Consider the following 22,563-nt stretch of genomic DNA (forward strand, 5'->3'; position numbering starts at 1 on the left):
CGAGTGTGCGGGGTCTGTGTTTCCAAACCCCGCCATTCGTCTGTATTCCTATACCATCGGCAGAGCGTCAACGGTTTCAATCATTCGCCGCCGCATGGCAGCGTCTGGCAGTCTGCCCAGCATACCTCCAATATTATCTTCCATATTGGCCGGTCGGCTGGTAGACGGGGTAGCTGCGGTCACCGCCGGATGACTCAGAACAAACTTCAGGAAAAACTGTCCCCAGGTGCTGGCATCAAACTCCTGCGCGTAATCAGGCACGGGGCGATCGCCGACTCTTGCCCACAGGCGAGTTCGGCCGAAGGGTGCGTATACCAGAACAGCGATGCCACGATCCCGGGCCAGTGGTAAAATACGGTCTTCGACATCGCGGTTATCGACGGCGTAATCGATCCCGATAAAGTCCAGGGGTTCATTGTTCATAACTCGAATCAGGTGCTCATACTGCTCAGCGAAGGTTGTGGTGATGCCCATATAACGCACACGACCTTGCTCTTTAAGCTCTCTTAGCAGGGCCAATTGGGTATCCGGATCGCCCATATTATGAACCTGAATCAGGTCGATGACCTCCTTGCCAATGCGCTGAAAGGATGTTTCGAGCTGATTGCGCGCGGCTGTCGGGTCGGCACTGCCGCCTCCGCGGCCGGCAACATTGACCTTGGTTGCCCAGAACAGCGACTCGTTGATTCCCAGATCCTGTGCTATTTGCCCGGCGACTTCTTCGGAGGCACCATAACTGGGTGCTGTGTCAAACACACGACCGCCCAATTGATGCATGCGGTCCATGACCGCACGGACCGCACTGATATCCTCACTGCGGGCCACCTGAGCGAACGTGGCAGACGATCCCAGTCCGATAGCGGGTATGGTTTCTCCTGTCGCCGGAATGGCCCGCATAATGGGAGCGGCATTCTGGGCCAGGGCCAGGAAGGACGGGGATAGGGTGAGTGCGGCAGCAGCTCCCAGACTGGTGCCCAGAAAACGGCGTCGAGACATGCCCTGCGATTTGCTCATCAGATTTCTCCGCGAAAGTCAGACAATTACACCAATGTTGCTCAGAGTTTACCCAGAGAGTTTGTGCGGGTTCAAGGAAAACCGGATGTGCGTGAGCCTCAGCTAATCAGGCTGTTCAACACTAAAAATATCGAACGAATACCTAGTGCGACGGTGACAAGCACAATGGTCATGCCGGCTATATTATGCAGACGGGTATTGCGATAGCGGGCGGGTAGCAATTGGGTATTGATCAACCATAATACGATGCCGGCCACCACTGGCAGGGTAATGCCATTGGCCACCTGTGCGAAGCGGATAATCTCAATCGGGTTGATGCCGAGGGAAGCAAACAGTATTCCGCTCAGCAGCACAAGTACCCACACTGCCCGAAAACCGGTATGTTGCAGGGAGACTGGCCAGCCCATGCAGCCTCGCACAACATAGGCGGCGGCCAGCGGTGCAGTGATAGCGGATGTGATGCCGGCCGCGAATAATCCCAGACCTAACAGGTATTTCGCCGCGCTGCCGTAAAGTGGCTCAAGACTGCGCGCCAGGTCGCCGACGTTGCTAACCTGAGAGACGTCAGCAGCGGCAGCTGATATCAGGATCGACATGGACACCAGGCCGCCGAGTGAGACAGCGACGATAGTATCGCGTCTCGCAGCAGGCAATGAAGATGCGTCAGTCCACTTTTCTCTCACCAGGGCGGCATGCAGGAACAGATTGTAGGGAACCACAGTGGTGCCGATCAGGCCGACAATGGTCAGCAGGTTGGCATCACTGACACCGGGCAGCAACAGGCCGCCCAGAACCTGACCCAGGTCGGGTCTGGTGAGGATTGCTGTGGTAACAAAAGACAGACTCATCAACACCACGAGGGCGGTGAGCGCGCGTTCCAGTACCTTATAACTGCCACTGAAAAGGATGGCGAAAGCAACGCATCCGATCAGCAGTGATAGCCAGGGTCCGATCAGGCTCTGCTCAAGGTCCAGGGCGCTTTCCAGTCCCAGACGTCCGCCGCTCAGATTGCCCGCTTCGTAGGCTGCATTGCCGATAACAATCGCGCTGATGATGAGAGTCAGAACCAGCGCCTTTAATATCGGGCGTGATTGCAGCTGCTCCCGGATGACTTCGGTCAGACCTTTACCACTTATCAGCCCGATTCGAGCTGACATCTCCTGCAGCAGGATGGTAGCGATTATCGACAACAGCAATGCCCACAAGAGTTCATAGCCAAAGTTGACGCCAGCTATTGTGCAGACAGTGACAGTGCCCGGTCCGATAAAGGCCGCCGCGATCAGTACACCCGGCCCTGACTGCCTGTACCAGCGATGCTCGCGGGATGTCTCGGGCATCAGCCTTGCCTGGCGTCGGCCGGGGGTTTGCGGAACAAAACACTCAAGTTGTTGACCGGCATGTCCACAACACCGGCTGCTTCAAGGCCATGATGTCGAGCCAGGGCACTGACATCAGTCAGGTCTCGAATACCCCATTCTGGATTTCTTGCCCTGAGATCCATATCAAAGTCTGCATTGCTCTGAGCTGAATGAATACCGTTCTGTTTGTATGGACCGTAAAGATAAAGAACACCATCCGGCGCCAGGGCGTCTGCAGCCAGACGCATCAAGCCTTCGGTAGCGGCCCATGGTGAGATGTGAATCATATTGATGCAGACAATGGCATCAAAAGCGGGTGGATTGGCCCCCGAGTCCCGCAGGTCAGCAATTATGGACTCAGGTGGCGCGGTTACGTCCAGAATCATTGCTGGCTGCAAGACCTGATTGACTTCATGGCGACGCCAGGCATTGATGCTTTCCAGTGCTGCCGGATTTATGTCAGTAGGAAACCATTTGTCAGCTTGCAACTCCCTGCTCAGATAAACTGCCTGTTCTCCGGTGCCGGCGGCAATCTCGAGTACGGTCGCACCGGGCTTGAGAATTCTGTGAAGCACCTGTCTGATGGGTTCGCGGTTGCGCTGTGACGATGCGTGACTGCGCCTGCCGTCGTTTTCCAGGTCGGTTTTACTCATAACATGGACTGAATGGCACCTGCTGCGGCGCCGATTGCCATGAACAGTGAAGGCAGTAGTGTCAACGCGAAGCCTGGCCCTCTTGATGCAGGATCCTTGATGTAGCTGAAGAAATATAGCTGGCGTCCGATAAGGAAAACGGCCCCCAGGCCTGCACCCAGCAGAGGGTTGAAGTATTGAACAAACAGGAACAATGAGGGCAGGAAGAACAGCAGACTTTCCAGTGTGTTCATGTGCACGCGATAGTAGCGCTCAAATACCGGATCACCGTGCACAGCCGGCGCATCAATTTTATAAGTCATGCGCGCTTTACCAACCAGCATGCCGAATGCGGTGTACTGGATCAGTGCGAGCACTGCAACGATAGTTACCCAGGCCATAATTTATCCCTTTTATCCAAGTTGTTGTTGTCCAGATCATAGGCGCACAGACAGATGTGCACAATACCCGGCTTACAGATTGAAGCGGTCCCGCAAAAACAGTGCGACGCCATCAGCATCGTGGTGGCCGATGACTGCCGTGGCCGCCTCTTTCAGCGGTGTTTTGGCATTTTCGGGTGCATAGCACTCATCGGCGATCTCGAACATACTGAGATCGTTGTCACTATCACCGAAACAGACGACCTTCGAAATGCCCAGTTGCTCACGTAATGCGCTGACAGCACTGCCTTTGCTGGCCAGACTATGATGAATGTCGATCCACTTGAGGGCGCGGTTTTCCATGGCCGGACCTGAGTAGGCAACCAGATGGTCTTCGGTACTGATCTCCGCAGCCACTTGCTCAACAGCGGAATTTTCACCAATCATGTTGATATTGGTTATCTGCGCATCGACTGGCAGGATAGCAAGTGGTTTTACGACATTCTGTGCTCTGGATGCGAACATCGTCAGCAGTTTCTCTTCTGGCGGGTGCCGGGTAGGAGGATGATAGATGACATGGTGGTTACCGGCTTCAACGGTATGCACAAACGGTGTCAGGTCAGCGCGGATGGCTGCCTGCAGAATATGCTGGGCCTCTGTAACGGTCAGAAAGTTACCCAGCGACAGCGCCTGTTTTCGAGGGTCCCAGATCATCACGCCATTGGTGTAGACGTGGGGCAGTTCAAAACCATGACCGTTGATGATGTCGCGGGCCGCCTGCAGATTTCTGCCGGTAGCAACCGTGTAGGCAATATTGTTGGCGGTCAGCAGGCGCAAAGTGTCCCGGGTGAAATCGGAGATTCGCGATGACTCGTTAAGCAGTGTGCCATCCAGATCAAATACCAGCAGTTCCATGAGCAATCGCTCTTTCAAAATACATTGTCTTAAAATTTCTGCAGCCGAAAGTCTAGCAGATCATCGGTGACTTGTACGTTAAAAACGGCTAGTCTGGACTTTTGCATGGGCATCATTATTTAACATCGCCGGAGATTGATGATGAAGAAACTGCTTATGAGTTGCCTGATCGGACTGTCTTTCAGTGCCCAGGCGCAGGTGCCGGCTTTGCCGGACGCGGTAGAGAGTCTGGTAGACGGCGTCATGCCGCAGGTCGTGGAATGGAGACGTGACTTTCATCAGCATCCCGAACTGGGTAATCGTGAGTTCCGGACTGCAGGCATTATTGCCGATCACCTGCGTGCACTGGGTATGGAGGTGCAGACGGAGGTTGCGCATACCGGAGTTGTCGGAATTCTGCGCGGTGGCCGGGAAGGGCCGGTTGTTGCCCTGCGTGCGGATATGGACGCATTGCCGGTGGAAGAGCAGGTTGATCTGCCTTTTGCCTCGCGTGTACGAACGCAATATAACGGTCAGGATGTTGGTGTGATGCATGCCTGTGGTCATGATAATCACATGGCGATTCTGATGGGGGCAGCGACTGTGTTGGCAGACATGCGTGATGAGCTGCAGGGAACTGTGATGTTTATCTTTCAGCCGGCTGAAGAGGGGGCACCTGAGGGTGAAGAAGGTGGCGCCGAGCTTATGCTGAAAGAAGGGCTGTTTGATGATATCCGCCCGGATGCGGTTTTTGGTCTGCATGTCTGGCCGATCCCGGCGGGACAGATAGCAGTTCGTGAAGGCGGTACCATGGCCTCCAGCGACTCCTTCAGAATTCGCGTGCAGGGACAGCAGACACACGGTGCAGCGCCCTGGGCAGGCATTGACCCGATTGTGGTTGCCTCGCAAATCGTGATGGGGCTGCAGACCATTCCAAGCCGTCAGCTCGATGCCACCCTGACACCCTCCATTGTCACTGTGGGTGCCATTAATGGCGGAGTGCGCAGCAATATCATTCCTGACTCCGTTGAGATGATCGGTACCTTGCGGACCTTTGATGCAGAAACCCGGCGTCAGATTCATGAGCGGGTGGAGCGTACGGCAACCCAGATTGCCGCCAGTGCTGGTGCGACAGTGGATGTGAATATCAGCCTTGGTTATCCGGTGACCTATAACGATCCTGAGTTGACCAGGAACATGGCGCCGACCCTTCAGCGAGTGGCTGGCGAGCGCTTTGTCGAAGCATCACTGATTACCGGCGCGGAAGACTTTTCTTACTACGCCAATGAGGTGCCGGGCATGTTCTTCTTTCTGGGAATTGGTGCCGATGATCCAGCAATGGTATATCCGAATCATTCACCATTTTTTTATGCCGACGAGCGCGCTCTGCCGGTTGGTGTCAAGGCGATGACAGCGTTGGCGCTGGATTTTATGAACGGTAACGGTCTGTAAGGAAGTTGGTTTCCCCCGCCCTGCGGGGTACGGGGGAAACCACGACCGTCGAGCAAATCAATTAATTTGAGCTGATCAGATAACGGCTCTGGTCGACATACTTGTAGTAGACCTGACCAAAGAACATTTCGTCCCAGCTCTGATCGCCCCAGCCCACCGCGATACTCGGATCGGGATTGGCGGGATTCTGCTCGGAGTTGTCAAATGCCCCGGTTACGACAATCCGTGTACCTGCGGGCACCAGTTTGGGCTCTTCCAGCTTGTATTCCATTTGCCAGTTATAGTTGTAATTCGGGATATTCATCAGTTCTTCCACCTCGCCATCAGGGTAGTGAGCGTGGAAACGCATGTATTTGCCTCTGAAGTGCATGTGCGAGATAAAGCTCATCACATAGGCGTCAGCGTCGATAGTGATTTCCGCCTGTTGTTCAAAATTCGGATGGTAGGGCGGAATATCTGTCCAGGTGGGTGTGAAAATGCAGGCACACTCGCCGGTGCGGCGTTCAGTTGGGATCTGGTCATCGGGATAGAACCAGACACCGATCCGACCGGCATCAACCGTTTCGCGACCCATGGTGGTGTAATGCAGCTGCAGCGCGATGGACGAGCCAGCCTTTAGCAAGCCGCCAGTATTGGGCGCTTCCAGGTGCGGTTCAGCACCAGGAATGTAAGCGGCAATATGGCCGACATTCGGGTCGCCATCAGCGGTAAATCCGCCTCTCAGTCGTTCGCCTGGTCCGATGACCGAATTCAGCGTGTGGTGCAGCACCTGACGATCGCCGGCCAGATACTGGCTGGCCCTGACCCAACGGTCGCGATCCAGACCTTCAATTGGAACCACGACGTTGATGTAATCCAGCACTCCTGTCGCCGGGATGGTTTGCGGGGGAACATTGATGATCAGATCGGGCTCGCCGAAAGCCCATTCGGTCTCCGGCCATTGCAGTTCCGCCAGCGGGTCATTGCCGTCCCCTCGGGGTGAGCCGGCGGCTATCCAGTCCAGCAGCTTGCGCTGGTCTTCAAAGGGGACAAAATAGGGGTTACTGAACTCGCCGACATGCGGATCCAGCTGGCCCGGCGGCATACGCTTGGTGACCAGCACTTCACGGATCATCGGTGACCAGCCCTGTGCCATGGCATGGCTGTTCAGGGCAAACGGTGCGATGCCGCCTTCACGATGACAGCTTGCACAGTTATCAGCGATGATCGGCGCGATTTCCTCACTGTAGGAGGGCACGTTGTCATTGCGCGTATGATATTCGACCAGGCTGCCATTGCTGGCCATAACAGCGTTGCTGATGTCCTTGCCAACTGCGACGTCTGCCAGTGCGTTTCTGAATGAGTCGCCGGCGGGGCCCCGGTATAAAACTCGAAAACTTTGTGGATCGTAAATCAAAGCCTCGCCGATTCGCTCCACTCCCAGCGCTTCAGAAGCTGCCTGAACGTCGTCAATTAACACCGGAATATCGCTACCCAGTGAATCCATTTCGCTGAGAACGCTGTCGCGAGATTCGCCCAGTGAGTTCAGCAGGAAAAAGACAATGCCCTGATCCTGATAGGTATGTTGAAGTCGCTGGAACTCGGGAAGGGCCTGTTTGACCTCAGGCGCCCCATTGGCCTGCACCAGGAAGGCGATAGCCTTGTTATTGTCGTACCAGGCCATGTGGTGAAAATAGCCCTGATGATCGAGTAGCGCGAAGTCACCAGCCCGGCTGCCCTCTGTTTGTGCTGTCGCAGCGCCCGCCAGTAAGGCCGACGCCAGCGTCACTATGCTGGCTGTGCGTTTGACTATTCCCATGGTTCAGGTCTCCGACGTAGCAATCTGAGTGGTTGTCTGAACTGTGAGGCTAGTCTTATTGAACAAACAGTTTTTTGATGCGTATCAACTTATTGTTCTGAAATGACTTCTAGCGCCTGGAAATTAGCTGTTGCAGTTTGTGAAGCGCCCTTAGCGCAGGGTAGACATTAACCACACTATAGTGAAACGGACGTTTCACGGGTACTGAGCATTGCAGAAAGTCTTCAGCAACCGGGAGTTCGCGCAGGTCGCGCGCTCTGAGGCGTGAAGTGTCTTCCTGGCTCATCGGAATAAATGCCTTGGGTGTTGTGCCCGCCAATTGTTCGGCTTTGCTGACGGCCCAGGTCTTGTGTTTGCCCCGGTAAACCGGCACTTCTGGCAAAAACATTGCCACCGGAAACGGCCAGATGCCCATCTTGCCGAACAATGGGGCCGCCTGATTGGCATTGGCGGCTTCGCCTTCCACGAATTGCCAGTTCGCTGCCTTCAGGCGGTTGGCATGGGCAATGACGCCGTCTACATAGGTCAGGTCGCGGTGATTTTTCTTTTCCGGCTGTTCGCGGAAGTACACCGGAAATCCGGATTCCAGTCTCGTGATTCGTTTGTCACGACGATTACGACGACCGCGCAGAAACATGGGATGCAGGAAGGCAGCGTCGGGGTAGTGGGTGAAAAAGTCGTTGATATAACGCAGGTCTTCATCATCAATATCTCTGACAACCTGCATGTCATCCTGAATAAAAAAGATCAGCTCATCCTGACAGTTATCCAGTGCCCGTTGCATATTGTTATACAGCCCGCCGTGCCGGGCACCGTCTTTTACCTGGCCATATATCAGCTCGACACCAGCAGGCAGACTTGCCAGGTAGGCCCGGGTGTCCGGACAATCGCTGTGATCGTCAACAATGCAGATTCTGCTACCTCGGGCATGCCTGAGCAGCGAATCGATGCAATTCTGTAGAAAGGCACCGCGGTTATAGGAAAATACAAAAATATCCATGGTTGGTGATACCCGATCTGATTTTTGACGTGCACGTGTGAGTTGCGGCATTTTACTTGTAATGTCCGGAGATTTCAGGGTTAATTGTCCGCCAGAGGGAGGAATGGAGTTAGTTATGCCTGATTGGGACCACCCGCAGCCATTTATCTTGAGTATTAAGGTATCGGCGGGGGATATAGATGAGCTTGGGCACGTCAATAATGCGACTTACGTGCGATGGATGGAGATTTGTGCATGGCGTCATTCTGAATCTCTGCATCTATCCATGTGTGACTATCGGCGGCTGGACCGGGCCATGGTAGTGCTGCGTCATGAGATTGACTATTTAGCGGCAGCGTTTGCCAATGAGCAAATTCAGGTGGCAACCTGGATTGTGAAATCTGACGGCAAATTGCGCCTGACCCGGCATTTTCAGATTACCCGACCAGACGACGGTCTGACGCTTCTACGGGCACAGAGTACTTTTGTCTGTATGGAGCTAAGTTCGGGCCGGGCGAAACGGATGCCTGAAGAATTCATTTCCCGATATGGGGGCGCTGTGATTGGTGAAAAAGGGTCGTTATGCGATTGATATCCGAAAGTCTGCTGGCATTATTTGCAGTTGATGGCGATCCGGTGCAGGATATAACGGTATTCCAAAAGATTGCACTTGTGATAAAGCAGGGCGAGGTATATGTCCCCTGACAGCGAGACTGAGCAAACACAGGCGACGCTTGACGGTAAACGCCTGTCCATCAAGGAAATAAATCTGGGGGTTGCGCCCCCGCGCGGGCCTGTGCGGCGCTTTTTTTACGGCCTGTCACAGTTTTTGGCGGGTATGTATACCGGCGAAAGCTGTGCAGGTACGCCACATAGTGAACGCCAGAATAAATCGACTCAATTATCTGAAACATCAGAATCCCGGGGTAAATTATGAAACCTAGCTTGTTGGCCATCGGCCTGGCAGCGATGGCTGTCACATGGGTGACAACCGCGCAGGAAACAGCCACGCCCAACGGAATTGCCGATCATCGCAGAGATGCGGTGGCATTAACTGGTGCAACAGTGTATCAACCTGACGGAAGCTATCAGGAGAACGCTGTTGTCTTGTTTGAGAACGGGCAGATCATATCTGTCAGCAGTAACGGGCAGGCGCCGGACGGTTTTTTTGAAATAGACATGGCTGGTCGGTATCTATACCCCGGATTTATTGATATTTACACGGGTTATGGTCTGCCAGCGCCGGGGCGTCCTGCCAGCGGTGGTGGTGCCGAGGTGTTGCAGTCCAGCGGACAGGCTCTGAATGTTAATGATGCAATTCGCTCGCATGAGCGTGCGGTGCTGAACTTCAAGCCAGACCAGGAGCAACGTGAGACCCTGCGTAATCTGGGTTTTTCCACTGTACTGACTCATCATGCTGATGGAATTGCGCGGGGCACCTCGGCATTTGTTACCCTGAGTGATGATAATGCCAATGAATCAGTGCTGGTCGCTGATGCAGCGGCGCATTATTCATTAAACAAGGGCAGCTCGCGGCAGACGATTCCGGTGTCACTGATGGGTTCGGTCGCGTTGCTGCGTCAGACTTACCTGGATGCTGACTGGTACGCTCAGCATGATCCCAGACCGTTTGCCGATGAGTCACTGGAAGGCTGGCTGCGCACGCAATCTCTGCCACAGATCATGGAAGTACAGAACTGGCACCAGGCATTGACAGTTCACAAGGTGGCCCAAGAGTTTGACACGCGTTACATCATCAAAGCTCAGCCGGATCTCTATCAACAGGCAGATGCGCTGGCGCAGACTGGTGCGCGATTTATTGTTCCTTTGACGCAACCCGAAGCACCGGATGTCGCTGACCCTTTTGTAGCTGATGAGGTGTCTTTTTACGATCTGAAACATTGGGAACTGGCGCCATACAATCTGCGCCTTTTGCATGAAGCGGGTGTCGAGTTTGCGATCACCAGTGCAGGCGCGGGAGATAAATTCTGGGACAGGCTGAATCAGGCGGTTGCCAATGGATTGCCGAAGTCAGCTGCTATTGCTGCGATTACCACTGTGCCGGCTGAGATGCTGGGCGTGCAGGAACTTGTAGGTCAAATTTCCCCCAATACATTGGCCAATATAGTAGTGACATCCGGCCCTTTGTTCCAGGACGGTACGCGCATTCTGGAAAATTGGGTGCGCGGCGATCGTTATGTGATTGACAGTGGGCTTGACGAGCGCCGCGGCGTTTATCTGCTGGCCGCGGACAACCGTACGTTGAGTGTGACGCTTGACTTTGACAGCAGTGGCAAAGTCGAAGCCAGCGCTGAAGGCGCAGATCTTGGTGTAAACCTGACCGATGAGCTCATTAATCTGACTGTAACCTGGGAAGGCGCTGAGGCACCGATACGACTGAGTGGCTGGCCAACGGAAACCGGCTGGCAGGGCAGCGGACAGAATGTTCGCGGCGAGCCATTGAACTGGCAGCTTACCTTTAACTCGGAACTGACAACAGAAGCTGAAGTTTCTGAGATAGTGGCGCGGAGCGCCGAGCTGCCTTCTCCGGTTATTTATCCGTTTGCAGCTTATGGTACAGAAACTCGTCCACAGCAGCAGGACATGGTCATTCGTAATGCTACCGTCTGGACTAATGAAGATATTGGCACCCTGGTGACTGATGTGTTGGTGCGTGATGGCAAAATTGCTGCTGTTGGGGAGAACCTGAATGGCGGGAATGTGCTCGAGATCGATGGCACAGGAAAGCATCTGACGCCCGGCATCATTGACGAGCACACCCATATCGCACTGTTCAGCATTAATGAGGTGGCGACCAATTCCAGTATGGTTCGCATGAGCGATGTGGTGAACTCACAGGATGTGAATATCTATCGCAATCTGGCGGGCGGTGTTGTTGCTGCCCAGCAATTGCATGGCTCAGCCAACCCGATTGGCGGACAGTCATCTCTGATCAAATTCCACTGGGGTGGTACACCCGACGAGCTGGCCATGGATGATGCGCCAAAGTTCATCAAATTTGCCCTGGGCGAAAACGTCAAACGCAGCACTAACCCGGCGTCAATTCGTTACCCGCAATCACGCATGGGTGTCGAGCAGGTTTATGTGAATGCTTTCACAGAAGCACAGGCTTATGCGCGGCGCTGGGATGAGTACAACAGCCTGTCGGCATCACAACGACGCAATGCAATAATGCCGCGGCGGGATCTGGTGCACGAAGCGATGCTTGAAATCCTGAACGGCGAGCGCTACGTGACTAACCACTCCTATGTGCAGTCGGAAATCAATATGATGATGCACATGGCAGAAAGTTTTGATTTCCGGATTAATACTTTTACCCATATCCTGGAAGGTTACAAAGTCGCTGACAAAATGGCTGCACATGGTGCCGGTGGTTCCACATTCTCCGACTGGTGGGCGTTTAAGTGGGAAGTGCGTTATGCCATTCCCTACAATGCGGCCTTGATGCAGGAGGCGGGTGTGGTGGTCGCCCTGAATTCCGATGATGCAGAAATGTCCCGGCGGCTGAATCAGGAAGCGGGCAAAATGGTCAAATATGGTAACGTCAGTGAGACCGATGCGCTGAAGATGATCACGCTGAACCCTGCCAAGCTGCTGCATCTGGATGATCGTATGGGCAGTATCCAGGTAGGTAAAGATGCAGATCTGGTGCTGTGGGACGAGCATCCTCTGTCTGTTTACGCGCGGGCCCAGACCACCTGGGTTGATGGTGTGCCTTACTATGATCGTGAGCGCGACCGAGAACTGCGACAGCAAATAGCCGATGAGCGCGCCCGTATCATCGCTTCCATCGTTGCCAAGAAGGGAGAGTAAGACCATGAAAAAATCAATTCGCAACTCTCTGATAGGTTTGGTGACTTTTGCAGTATCACAAGTAAGCGCCATCGTGCCCGAGCCAGCCGCTGAGCAGAGCGAGCCAATCGCGATCACGGGGGCGGTCATTCACGTCGGCAATGGCCAGATTATCGAAAACGGCGTGTTAGCATTTGACCAGGGTGTGATCACCTATGTGGGAACGGATGCCAACCGTCCGGAATTTTTTAATCATCAGGTCATTAACGTGCAAGGGCGCCATGTGTACCCTGGGTTTATTCTTCCCAACTCAAGTCTGGGCTTGCTGGAAGTTGCCAACCTGCGCGCCACCAACGATACGGAAGAAGAAGGTGACATAAATGCCAGCGTGCGCTCGGCGATCGCCTACAATACAGATTCAGAGTTGATACCGACGTTTCGCTTTAACGGTATATTGACTGCCCAGATTGCACCGCTTGGTGGTTTGATTGCCGGGCGTTCCAGTGTGCTGAAACTGGATGGTTGGAACTGGGAAGATGCCATGCTTAAGAGTGATATTGCCCAGCATCTGCACTGGCCGGCGCGTACCCGGCGCGAACGTAACGAGATCAGTGGCCAATTTGAAACGGTGGACAATGAAGAGTACGCCCAACAGGTCGAAATGTTGCACGCCCTGTTTCGAAACGCACTGAGCTATTCCGGTCAGCCGGTTAATCTGAACCTGGAGGCCATGCAACCGCTGTTTTCGGGTGAGGCGAGTCTGTTTTTACATGCTGACAACGCCCGCGATATTGTTGCCAGCGTGCAGTTTGCTCAGCGCTATGGAGTTGAAAAACTGGTGGTGGTCGGGGGGCGTGACGCCATGAAAGTAGTGGATCTGTTACGTGATGCCGATGTCGCCGTGATTTATGAGTCGGTGCATAGCCTGCCAGCGCGAGAATGGTATGACATTGACGAACCCTTCAAGATTCCCTTCGAGTTACACGATGCCGGCGTTCTTGTCAGTATCGGCGGTGGCGAGTCAGCCCTCGACTCGCAGCGCAATTTGCCTTTTTACGCGGGCACTGCCGCTGCGCATGGTCTGGATCGGGAAACGGCGCTTTCTATGGTGACCAGCCATACGGCGCAGATACTGGGCGTTGATGATCGTATCGGAACGTTGGAGACCGGCAAGGATGCAACGTTTTTTATCTCGCTGGGAGATGCGCTGGATATGCGCACCAGTCAGGTTCAGGAAGCCTTTATTCAAGGACGCCTGATTGATCTGAATGGTACACAACAACAGCTTTATGAACGCTATCTGGAGCGCTACTCCACTCAGCCGCTGGAGTCCGCTCAACCCTGAGGTTTACTGGCTGTCGGAATACAGTCGACGCATCCCGGCAGCCAGTTCACTGATCCCTGTTTCCTGCATATCACCTATCAGGTTTAATGCCACACGCTGGTAGTTGTCGCGCTGCTGTACCGGGTCACCCAGTTCGGCCGCCAGCTCACTGAGCTCGGGTTCCTCGATGTGGCTCTCCATTATTTTGCGCATGGCAACAGCGCGCAGAAAGTCTGCGATGATCCACTCCAGCTTGTGTGCCTGCTCCAGTAACTGCTCTGCCGCTTGAGCCAAACCTGCGGCCTGCGCTGAACTCAGTGTCGCTGGCGTATGTTGCAGAGCACGAGCGTGGCGAATCAATTCAAGGTGTTCAAACTGCAGAAAGTCATAGTTCTTAACCTCATCCTGAACGACTTTCTGCATTTCAGCGATCAGTCGCTCCGGCGCTGATTCTGCGACCTGGATGGCTATTGCGTATGCTTTCTGGTGGCTGGTGGTGATGGTGATTGATGACGGGTTTTCTGGTGCACTGCCTGTGCCGTCATTACTGCCCATCGCACCTGGCATGCTGCCATGTCTACTCATGCGGCCTTGATCATGATGCATGCCGCCACCCTGGCTTCCTGAACCGTGGTTCATGCCCTGACCACGACCCATGCCCTGGCCGCCGTGATTCATTTCATGGTTGTGTTCCTGTCCGTGTCCCTGTCCTTGAGTTTGGGGCTGACGCATGCCCATGCCGCGTCCCATGCCCATGCTGCCCATGGCCATGCCCATCGGGCGTCCTCCCAGACTGCGCAGGAAAGCGGCAATATCTTCTACATCTTGCTCGCTAAGCATGCGCCCGAGCTGGTGTTCACCCATTTCTTCGATAGCCGCCTCCAGCGTGTCGATGCTGCCATCATGAAAGTAGGGGGCTGTTTCGGCGACACCGTGCAGGGTCGGTACTTTGAACAGGTGGAGATCTTCTTCGCGCTGCGTGCGGTTGAAAACACCGTTGTCGGCGGGTCCGGCGACCCGATGTTCAACAAAATAATCCAGAGCGGCGCCCAGTGTCTGGTAGGAGTTGCCACCCAGGTTGATACCGTTGTGGCAGGATAAGCATCCGACCTCGTCAAAGCGCTGCCAGCCACGCAGCGCCTGCTCGCTGAGTTGACCAGTCTGACCATCAAGATGGCGGACAAAAGGCGTGGTGGAGCGGCTGAAATTTACTGTCTGGAAATAGGCAATGGCGTCGGCCATATTATTGACACTGATGCCGTCCGGATAGACTTTGGAAAACTCGTCGGGATAGTTGCTGTCCTGTTCAAGCATCTGCAGGACAGCCGACAGGCTGTGTGCCATTTCCAGGTCGTTTTCAATTGGCCCCAATGCCTGATCGGACAGGGTCACAGCGCGTCCGTCCCAGAATTGCCGGAAGTTATAGGCCGCATTAAATGTTGTCGGCGCATTCAGCAGGCCTTGCGCGCCATTGGCACCGGTAGATACGGTGCGACCGTCGGTACCGCCAAACATGCCGGAATGACAGCTGTTGCATCCTACACTGTTATCCACTGACAGGCGGCGCTCGTGAAACAGGTCAAAGCCCAGTCGGAGTTTGTCTGCATCAAGTTGATCCTGCCGGAAAGCGGGAACGGGCCGGTAAGCGGTGGGTGCAAGTTCATGGTCGGCATTGGCGCCGATCAGTGCAGGCTCACCCAATGCCTGCAGAAACGCGATGTGAGCGCTATCAACACCAGCCTCCTGTGTCTGAGCTGAGGATATAGACACTGCGCCGCTTACTGCAACGAACAACAGTGTTTTGCTGATGGCTTGGCGCATATATTGATTGCTCCTGGGTCATGTTAGCTTTAACAGTTATAAGCTTATTATGCGCGGCTTTTGATCAATAGCAATGCGCTGGGTCAATTTGTCGCAGGAAATGTTGAATCGCTGTTTGTCAGAAGTCGGTACAATGCGCGCCTTGCGGTTGCAGGCCGGATCCTAACGCGGCCGGTGGTGGCGCAGCAAAGGGGTTGAGAATACGAGCGTTGCGATAATCGGTGATCAACAACGCGGTCAGTAGTACAAGTGTATAAATGGCGCTGACTTGCCGTGTCGGTGGCCGGTGAGATTCTGCTCGGCTACTTGCGGTGGTCTGCAAACGTGTCCGTATTCTGACGCCCAGGATGGCACCCGCAAAGGCGGCGATCAGCCAGACCCAACCATGCAGGCTGCCAGTGGCTATGCCGCTGAAATAGGCGCCTACATTACAGCCAAAGGCAATGCGGGAACTGTAGCCAAGCACCAGCCCTGCCAACAACATGGCTATAACAATCTGCACTGAAGTTTCGGTCTGTGTGTCAGATTTAGCGTTATGCCCGGCGCGGCGCCATTGCATGACGATAAACGCACCCAGCATGATACCGATATTAGTCAGCGAGGTGACATCTGTGAAAACTGACTGCTGCAGGCGTTCCGCGTTGGTAGTTGCTGACCAGTAAGCGGTGGTAGCCAGGTCCAGTCCGCCAGCTTGCGAGAGCTTGGCGCCCCACAAACCCAGGCCGTACACAATCCCCCAGCTTTGACCGCTGATGACCAGGTGCAATACAGCCAGAATTGCCAGTAGCATGGCCGCCAGCCATAAGCGGCTACCCGGTAGGCGGAGACCGGCGCGTGCCCGTATCAGGGCAATTACAAGCAGGAGCATCAGGCCGCTGAGAGTCAACAGCAACCCGCCTGCGGTGCCAAACAGGCCTTGCAGGCTAAGCACAGGCAGGGTGCCAAACCCGGTCCACCAGTCCAGGTGCAACGTTGCCAGAAAACTGCCGGCAACGAAACCGGGCAATGCCAGCAAGGCGACAAAATTTCCACTTGCGGCATTGACCAGGGTGCCGGACCCACAACCCAATACGACCTGCATGGTGGCGCCAAACACAAAAGCACCGACGATCATCGCCAGGCCAATCGGGGCATGTGCGCCGCTGAGTTCTTCACTGGCGATCGCCAACAATGGAAAACAGACGGCTGCTGTCACGGCGATGGCCATTAACTGCGCCACCATGCCGCGACTGTCGCGGTCCACAATCAGCTGCCGCCATGGGCCTGCAAAGCCGAATCTGAGACCCTCGAGGGTCAGCCCGAAACCCAGCCCGATGGCCATCAGCAAAGCTGACCTGGGGCCAGCATAAGCAAAAGTGGCGGAGATGATCAGCAACAAACAGGCCAGCAGACCGACTCTGGAGGCGGCAGGGGTCAGCGTCATGAACTGTTAACCCCCTATCAACGATCTGATCCAGTCCCGAGTCATGGACCAGTAATGTTTTATGCGTCCTGGCTGATGATCCATGGGCAGAGCTTGTGCAGACCACTCGAATACGCTTTCGGCGTACAAACGGGTATCAGGCAATCCAGCGATTTCGCTCATCACAAACCAGTTGAGGGAGCCCCAGTGGCCGGTGTTGCAGAACGCGACTTGTTGTTGATTGCTGTCCAGCCCGCTTTGCTGCACCAGGTTGCGCAGCTCATTGGCGGTTTTCAAGGCTGCGTTCTCAAACCACTGGTTGTAACTTATGTTCTCTGCGCCTCTTATAGTGCCGGGACGGCTGGCGCTGTATTGTTGACCGAAATAAAAATCGACAGGACGCGCGTCAACCAGATTCAGGGCCGGGTCATCAAGGCGCTGAGCTAATTGTGCGGTGCTGATGCGCCAGTCATCGCGCCATTGCAGGGTAAAATTGGAGTTGGCAACCGTTACAGGTTCTGTGCTTAAAGAAAGGCCAGCATCGCGCCAGGCATTCAATCCACCATTCAGTACGGCCAATTGTGAAATGCCGGCAGATTTCAATGTCCAGTAAACTCGGGTTGCAGCACCCATATCAGAGGCGTTGCTACCTTGATGAACGACGATCACCGGGGTTTGGCGATCGATGCCCAGCGAGCGGATCAAGGCTTGCAGATCAGCAGGCTCTGGCAGTTGGCCGGCGTTATTTGCCGGCCCCCTGAACCGGGAATAAGCAGCATATACAGAGCCAGGTATGTGGCCTTGTTGATAATCCCCGGTCACCTGGATGATTCTCAGCATCGGTTCGTTGCTGATAAGCTGCCGAAGCTGCGCCGGATCGATCAAAACCGACCAGGACTGTGCTGCTGCCCCGGAACTGAACAGATACAGCAGCACAGCCAACAGTTGTTTTCTGAATCGATGCACGCAACAGCTTCCTGATCTATTTCAGATCAAATCGGTCAGCATTCATAACGTGAGTCCATGCTTTCACAAAGTCTCTGACAAACTTTTCCTTGTTGTCATCCTGCGCGTAGACCTCAGCATAGGCACGTAATATCGAGTTCGATCCGAATACCAGATCGACTCGTGTTGCCGTCCATTTGGCCTTGCCGCTCTTGCGGTCACAGATCTCATAGAGATTTTTGCCGGTTGGCTTCCATGTGTAGTTCATGTCAGTCAGGTTGACAAAAAAGTCATTGCTGAGCACGCCCGGGCGATCGGTAAAGACACCATGCTTTGTGCCGCCATGGTTGGTTCCTAGCACTCTCAATCCACCGATCAGCGCTGTCATCTGATGGGCTGTCAGGCCCATCAGCTGGGTGCGATCAAGCAGCAGCTCTTCGGGTGACACAACGTAGTCTTTTTTAACCCAGTTGCGATAGCCGTCGTGAATCGGTTCCAGTGGTTCGAAAGAGTCTGCATCGGTCATCTCATCGGTGGCATCACCTCGACCGGGTGCAAATGGTACGGTGATATCCACACCGGCATCACGGGCCGCCTTCTCAACCGCTGCTGTGCCGCCAAGGACAATCAGGTCGGCCATGCTGACTGGTTTACTCAATCCAGCCTGCAACTCCGACAGAGCGCCCAATACTTTCTGCAGACGTTGAGGCTCATTGCCTTCCCAGTCTTTTTGCGGCGCAAGACGGATACGTGCGCCATTGGCACCGCCCCGGTAATCGGAACCGCGGAAAGTGCGGGCACTGTCCCAGGCCGTGCTGACCAGGTCTGAAATGCTCAGTCCGCTGGACAGGATTTTGGCCTTCAATTCGGCGATTTCCCCATCGCTCAGTGTGTAGTCCACGCTGGGCACCGGATCCTGCCAGATCAGGTCTTCGGCCGGAACCTCCGGACCCAGATAGCGGCTCTTGGGGCCCAGATCACGGTGCGTCAGTTTGAACCAGGCGCGGGCAAAGACTTCTGTGAAATAGTCTGGATCCTTGTAGAATCGTTCGGAGATCTTGCGATACTCCGGATCCATTTTCATGGCCATGTCGGCGTCGGTCATGATGGGGTTGTAACGGGTTGTCATGTCTTCCACATCAACTGGTTTGTCTTCTTCCTTCATGTTGATGGGTTCCCATTGCCATGCACCGGCGGGGCTCTTTTTCAGTTCCCACTCGTGATTGAGCAACAGGTGGAAATAGCCGTTATCCCACTGAGTTGGATGTGTTGTCCAGGCGCCTTCCAGACCACTGGTTACGGTGTCGCGGCCCACACCACGGGTGGTGTGGTTATTCCAGCCAAGCCCCTGTTCCTCAACGTCGGCACCCTCCGGTTCGGAGCCGAGCAAATCAGCTTTGCCGTTACCGTGACATTTTCCGACAGTGTGACCACCGGCGGTCAGGGCGACAGTTTCTTCATCATTCATGGCCATTCGGGCAAAAGTTTCGCGCACGTCTTTGGCAGTTTTAAGTGGATCTGGATTGCCGTCGACGCCTTCCGGGTTCACGTAGATCAGACCCATCATGACAGCCGCCAGCGGGTTCTCCAGATCACGCTCACCGGAGTAACGGCTGTCGGGATTGTCACTGGGAGCCAGCCATTCCTTTTCAGAACCCCAGTAGATATCTTTTTCCGGATGCCAGATATCGGCCCGGCCGCCGCCAAAGCCAAACGTCTTCAGGCCCATGGATTCGTATGCAACATTGCCGGCCAGAATCATCAGGTCTGCCCAGGACAGGCTGTTGCCGTATTTTTTCTTGATCGGCCACAGCAGTCGGCGGGCCTTGTCCAGATTAGCGTTATCCGGCCAGCTGTTGATAGGTGCGAAACGCTGATTGCCTGTGCCTGCACCACCGCGACCGTCGGCAATACGGTAGGTGCCGGCCGCATGCCAGGCCATACGGATCATCAGGCCGCCGTAATGCCCCCAATCGGCGGGCCACCATTCCTGGCTGTCGGTCATCAGTTTGGTCAGATCGGCTTTCACAGCAGCCAGATCGAGTTTTTTGAAAGCTTCAGCGTAATCAAAATCTTCACCCAGCGGGTTAGTCTTGGTGTCGTGCTGATGAAGGATGTCCAGGTTAAGCGTGTTGGGCCACCAATCCATATTGGAGTTGCCAACTTTTGTGTTGCCGCCGTGCATGACGGGGCAGGTGCCGGAGTTATTCTGACTGTCCATCGTTCCTCCTGAGTCTCATATCATTAGAATTGTGTTGTTACCCGGTCGACTATAAAACTGTGGTATGTCGAAGAAAAGACAAATCGATTAATAGATATAATAGATTTTCACAATTGCCGATTAAACGCGATCAGTTGAGGCGTCACAGCTTGTTAAGCAATATACAATGGCGGGAAGATGGTACCGGAGGCCGGACTTGAACCGGCACGCTATCGCTAGCACCGGATTTTGAATCCGGCGTGTCTACCAATTTCACCACTCCGGCAGGATGTGAGGTTGTGCAGAGGGGCGCATTATAACAATATTGCGACGCCTGACAATGCTTCTTTTAAACATGCGGGGCTTGGTTTTCGTCGGGCATTCGGGCAAACTTGCCGCCCTTATGCAATTATCCGATTTTGATTACAACCTGCCTGATGAGCTGATTGCTCATTATCCGGCGGAGAACCGCAGTGCCAGCCGACTTCTGCAGCTTGATCGCATGACTGGCGAGGTATCACATCACAGCTTTCGTGACCTGCTGGATATGCTCACGTCTGATGACCTGCTGGTATTCAACGACACCAAAGTCCTGCCAGCGCGCCTGCTGGGTCATAAAACCAGTGGTGGTCGTATAGAGATACTGATTGAGCGACTATTGTCCGACAATGAAGCCATCGCACAGATTCGGGCCAGCAAATCGCCTGGCGCGGGTACGCGCATCAACGTCAAATCTGCAAGCTGCGATGGCGTGCTTGAGATCGAAGTAACGGGCCGGCAAGACGCCTTTTTCAAGATTCGTTTCGACTCCAGTAGATCGGCACTGGAACTGCTGCAACAATTCGGGCATATGCCACTGCCGCCATATATCGATCGTCAGGACGAGCCGGAAGATCAGACGCGATATCAGACAGTTTATGGTTGCAACCCCGGCGCGGTTGCGGCGCCGACGGCTGGCCTGCATTTTGATGAACCTTTGCTTGACGCATTGCGCGACAAGGGAGTCGATATGGCGTTTATCACCTTGCATGTCGGTTCAGGAACTTTTCAGCCGGTGCGGACCGACGATATCAAATCTCATCAGATGCACAGTGAGTGGATTGACGTATCGGCCAGCGCCTGTCAAAAGATCAAAGCCTGCCGGGCTCGCGGTGGTCGGGTTGTAGCGGTGGGAACAACGTCTGTGCGAAGCCTGGAATCAGCTGCACAAATGTGTCCGTCAAACGGTGATCTGTTGCCTTACCAGGGTGAAACGGACATCTTCATTTACCCCGGATATGAGTTCCGTGTCGTGGATGCGATGATCACCAATTTCCACCTGCCGCGCTCTACACTGATGATGCTGATCAGCGCTTTTGCATGCCGCGAGCAGATCATGAATGCTTACGCTCAGGCCATTAAGGAGCGTTACCGCTTCTTCAGCTACGGCGATGCCATGTTCATTCGGTAGTGGTATACTCGTGCCCCTCTAATCTTTCAGTACCATTGTAAATTCGACAATCTATAAGGGTTTTAACATGGCAAAAGCACCCGTTCGCGTGGCTGTCACCGGGGCAGCAGGACAGATCAGTTATTCATTGTTGTTCAGAATTGCTGCCGGCGAAATGCTCGGTAAGGACCAGCCGGTCATCCTGCAACTGCTGGAAATCACACCTGCTCTGGAAGCGCTGAAAGGCGTGGTCATGGAGCTGGAAGATTGTGCGTTTCCTTTGGTGCAGGGATTCGTTCAGACAGATGACCCCAATGTGGCATTCAAAGATGCCGACTACTGCCTGCTGGTCGGTGCACGTCCGCGTGGCCCTGGTATGGAACGCAAGGATCTGCTGGAAGCCAACGCCGCAATTTTCTCGGTTCAGGGCAAGGCCATTAATGACAACGCCAGTCGTGATGTGAAAGTGCTGGTTGTTGGAAATCCGGCCAATACTAACGCACTGATCGCCTATCGCAACGCTCCTGACCTGAAGCCGGGACAGTTCACCGCCATGACCCGTCTCGACCATAATCGCGCCATTGCGCAACTGGCCGAGAAGACCGGTCAGCACAGCACCGATGTGGACGGCATGATCATCTGGGGTAATCACTCCGCGACTCAATATCCTGATGTCCACCATACCACTGTTGATGGCAGGAAAGCCCTGGATCTGGTGGATATGGACTGGTTGACATCAACCTTCATCCCGAATGTTCAGCAGCGTGGCGCCGCGATCATCAAGGCGCGTGGTCTGTCTTCGGCTGCATCAGCGGCCAATGCAGCTATCGAGCATATGCGCGACTGGGCACTGGGTACCAACGGCAAGATCGTGAGCATGGGTATCCATAGCGATGGCAGCTACGGTATTGCCGAAGGCCTGATTTACTCTTTTCCGGTGACTTGTGAGAACGGTCAGTACAGCATTGTTCAGGGCCTGGATATTAATGATTTCAGCCGTGACCTGATGAGCAAAACCGAGAAAGAGCTTGAAGAAGAACGGGCCGGTGTTGCCCATCTGCTCCCATAACAGTGATACGATCCCGGCATGTTGAATTCTGAGAGACATGCCGGGATATTCTG

At 54.4% G+C, this 22,563-nt stretch carries 17 protein-coding genes and 1 tRNA gene; 6 read left to right on the forward strand and 12 right to left on the reverse strand.

Going from position 1 to position 22,563, the window contains the following annotated elements:
• Positions 1 to 48 precede the first annotated feature (48 nt).
• The 5 genes from PS2015_RS05865 to PS2015_RS05885 form a co-directional block, all read right to left on the reverse strand.
• Positions 49 to 1,014, reverse strand: coding sequence for an aldo/keto reductase (locus PS2015_RS05865; RefSeq protein WP_237113394.1), 966 nt, complete (start codon positions 1,012 to 1,014; stop codon positions 49 to 51).
• Between the two features lie 98 nt (positions 1,015 to 1,112).
• Positions 1,113 to 2,351, reverse strand: coding sequence for an Nramp family divalent metal transporter (locus PS2015_RS05870; RefSeq protein ID WP_058021345.1), 1,239 nt, complete (start codon positions 2,349 to 2,351; stop codon positions 1,113 to 1,115).
• Positions 2,351 to 3,025 (reverse strand): DUF938 domain-containing protein, encoded by a 675-nt coding sequence (locus tag PS2015_RS05875; protein ID WP_058021346.1) that lies wholly within the window; start codon positions 3,023 to 3,025, stop codon positions 2,351 to 2,353. The genes PS2015_RS05870 and PS2015_RS05875 overlap by 1 nt, the downstream gene beginning before the upstream one ends.
• Positions 3,022 to 3,405, reverse strand: coding sequence for an MAPEG family protein (locus PS2015_RS05880; RefSeq protein WP_058021347.1), 384 nt, complete (start codon positions 3,403 to 3,405; stop codon positions 3,022 to 3,024). The genes PS2015_RS05875 and PS2015_RS05880 overlap by 4 nt, the downstream gene beginning before the upstream one ends.
• A gap of 72 nt (positions 3,406 to 3,477) precedes the next feature.
• Positions 3,478 to 4,299: an HAD family hydrolase gene (locus tag PS2015_RS05885; RefSeq protein ID WP_058021348.1), complete on the reverse strand. Its 822-nt coding sequence runs from the start codon at positions 4,297 to 4,299 to the stop codon at positions 3,478 to 3,480.
• A 141-nt stretch (positions 4,300 to 4,440) separates the two neighbouring features.
• Here PS2015_RS05885 and PS2015_RS05890 point away from each other — a divergent pair, with 141 nt between their 5' ends.
• Positions 4,441 to 5,730 (forward strand): amidohydrolase, encoded by a 1,290-nt coding sequence (locus PS2015_RS05890; RefSeq protein WP_058021349.1) that lies wholly within the window; start codon positions 4,441 to 4,443, stop codon positions 5,728 to 5,730.
• A gap of 61 nt (positions 5,731 to 5,791) precedes the next feature.
• On the opposite strand, the gene PS2015_RS05895 is transcribed toward PS2015_RS05890, so the two are convergent.
• On the reverse strand, positions 5,792 to 7,528 hold the full coding sequence (locus tag PS2015_RS05895; protein WP_058021350.1) for a thioredoxin domain-containing protein: 1,737 nt from the start codon (positions 7,526 to 7,528) through the stop codon (positions 5,792 to 5,794).
• 109 nt (positions 7,529 to 7,637) lie between these two features.
• Positions 7,638 to 8,528 carry a glycosyltransferase family A protein gene (locus PS2015_RS05900; protein ID WP_169792275.1) on the reverse strand — a complete coding sequence of 297 codons (891 nt, stop codon included), beginning with the start codon at positions 8,526 to 8,528 and terminating at the stop codon, positions 7,638 to 7,640.
• A gap of 115 nt (positions 8,529 to 8,643) precedes the next feature.
• Between PS2015_RS05900 and PS2015_RS05905 the strand changes: the two genes are divergently transcribed.
• The 3 genes from PS2015_RS05905 (at position 8,644) to PS2015_RS05920 (ending at position 13,665) form a co-directional block, all read left to right on the forward strand.
• Positions 8,644 to 9,099: an acyl-CoA thioesterase gene (locus PS2015_RS05905; protein ID WP_058021352.1), complete on the forward strand. Its 456-nt coding sequence runs from the start codon at positions 8,644 to 8,646 to the stop codon at positions 9,097 to 9,099.
• 341 nt (positions 9,100 to 9,440) lie between these two features.
• Positions 9,441 to 12,341, forward strand: coding sequence for an amidohydrolase family protein (locus PS2015_RS05915; protein WP_058021354.1), 2,901 nt, complete (start codon positions 9,441 to 9,443; stop codon positions 12,339 to 12,341).
• A gap of 4 nt (positions 12,342 to 12,345) precedes the next feature.
• A complete protein-coding gene (locus PS2015_RS05920) occupies positions 12,346 to 13,665 on the forward strand; it encodes an amidohydrolase family protein (protein WP_058021355.1) in 1,320 nt (439 codons plus the stop codon).
• A gap of 3 nt (positions 13,666 to 13,668) precedes the next feature.
• On the opposite strand, the gene PS2015_RS05925 is transcribed toward PS2015_RS05920, so the two are convergent.
• From PS2015_RS05925 to PS2015_RS05945, 5 genes are all read right to left on the reverse strand, one after another.
• Complete coding sequence (locus PS2015_RS05925; protein WP_058021356.1) at positions 13,669 to 15,465, reverse strand: cytochrome-c peroxidase; 1,797 nt, start codon at positions 15,463 to 15,465, stop codon at positions 13,669 to 13,671.
• A gap of 118 nt (positions 15,466 to 15,583) precedes the next feature.
• Positions 15,584 to 16,888 (reverse strand): YeeE/YedE family protein, encoded by a 1,305-nt coding sequence (locus PS2015_RS05930; protein WP_082627992.1) that lies wholly within the window; start codon positions 16,886 to 16,888, stop codon positions 15,584 to 15,586.
• Positions 16,889 to 16,894: 6 nt separating this feature from the next.
• Positions 16,895 to 17,833 carry a sulfurtransferase gene (locus PS2015_RS05935; protein ID WP_058021357.1) on the reverse strand — a complete coding sequence of 313 codons (939 nt, stop codon included), beginning with the start codon at positions 17,831 to 17,833 and terminating at the stop codon, positions 16,895 to 16,897.
• A gap of 16 nt (positions 17,834 to 17,849) precedes the next feature.
• Entirely contained in the window at positions 17,850 to 20,033 is a 2,184-nt protein-coding gene (katG, locus tag PS2015_RS05940; protein ID WP_058021358.1) for a catalase/peroxidase HPI, read from the reverse strand.
• A gap of 178 nt (positions 20,034 to 20,211) precedes the next feature.
• Positions 20,212 to 20,298, reverse strand: a tRNA-Leu gene (locus PS2015_RS05945).
• Between the two features lie 117 nt (positions 20,299 to 20,415).
• Here PS2015_RS05945 and queA point away from each other — a divergent pair.
• Together queA and PS2015_RS05955 are read left to right on the forward strand one after the other, a co-directional pair.
• A complete protein-coding gene (gene queA / locus PS2015_RS05950; protein ID WP_058023171.1) occupies positions 20,416 to 21,462 on the forward strand; it encodes a tRNA preQ1(34) S-adenosylmethionine ribosyltransferase-isomerase QueA in 1,047 nt (348 codons plus the stop codon).
• 67 nt (positions 21,463 to 21,529) lie between these two features.
• Positions 21,530 to 22,510: a malate dehydrogenase gene (locus PS2015_RS05955; RefSeq protein WP_058021359.1), complete on the forward strand. Its 981-nt coding sequence runs from the start codon at positions 21,530 to 21,532 to the stop codon at positions 22,508 to 22,510.
• Positions 22,511 to 22,563: the final 53 nt, after the last annotated feature.

This window comes from Pseudohongiella spirulinae (genome assembly GCF_001444425.1).
Taxonomy (GTDB): Bacteria; Pseudomonadota; Gammaproteobacteria; order Pseudomonadales; family Pseudohongiellaceae; genus Pseudohongiella; species Pseudohongiella spirulinae.

Coding starts and splice junctions, on each gene's coding strand:
- PS2015_RS05865 (WP_237113394.1), bottom strand. CDS start 1,014: ATGAGCAAATCGCAGGGCATGTCTCGACGCCGTTTTCTGGGCACCAGT.
- PS2015_RS05870 (WP_058021345.1), bottom strand. CDS start 2,351: ATGCCCGAGACATCCCGCGAGCATCGCTGGTACAGGCAGTCAGGGCCG.
- PS2015_RS05875 (WP_058021346.1), bottom strand. CDS start 3,025: ATGAGTAAAACCGACCTGGAAAACGACGGCAGGCGCAGTCACGCATCG.
- PS2015_RS05880 (WP_058021347.1), bottom strand. CDS start 3,405: ATGGCCTGGGTAACTATCGTTGCAGTGCTCGCACTGATCCAGTACACC.
- PS2015_RS05885 (WP_058021348.1), bottom strand. CDS start 4,299: ATGGAACTGCTGGTATTTGATCTGGATGGCACACTGCTTAACGAGTCA.
- PS2015_RS05890 (WP_058021349.1), top strand. CDS start 4,441: ATGAAGAAACTGCTTATGAGTTGCCTGATCGGACTGTCTTTCAGTGCC.
- PS2015_RS05895 (WP_058021350.1), bottom strand. CDS start 7,528: ATGGGAATAGTCAAACGCACAGCCAGCATAGTGACGCTGGCGTCGGCC.
- PS2015_RS05900 (WP_169792275.1), bottom strand. CDS start 8,528: ATGGATATTTTTGTATTTTCCTATAACCGCGGTGCCTTTCTACAGAAT.
- PS2015_RS05905 (WP_058021352.1), top strand. CDS start 8,644: ATGCCTGATTGGGACCACCCGCAGCCATTTATCTTGAGTATTAAGGTA.
- PS2015_RS05915 (WP_058021354.1), top strand. CDS start 9,441: ATGAAACCTAGCTTGTTGGCCATCGGCCTGGCAGCGATGGCTGTCACA.
- PS2015_RS05920 (WP_058021355.1), top strand. CDS start 12,346: ATGAAAAAATCAATTCGCAACTCTCTGATAGGTTTGGTGACTTTTGCA.
- PS2015_RS05925 (WP_058021356.1), bottom strand. CDS start 15,465: ATGCGCCAAGCCATCAGCAAAACACTGTTGTTCGTTGCAGTAAGCGGC.
- PS2015_RS05930 (WP_082627992.1), bottom strand. CDS start 16,888: ATGACGCTGACCCCTGCCGCCTCCAGAGTCGGTCTGCTGGCCTGTTTG.
- katG (WP_058021358.1), bottom strand. CDS start 20,033: ATGGACAGTCAGAATAACTCCGGCACCTGCCCCGTCATGCACGGCGGC.
- queA (WP_058023171.1), top strand. CDS start 20,416: ATGCAATTATCCGATTTTGATTACAACCTGCCTGATGAGCTGATTGCT.
- PS2015_RS05955 (WP_058021359.1), top strand. CDS start 21,530: ATGGCAAAAGCACCCGTTCGCGTGGCTGTCACCGGGGCAGCAGGACAG.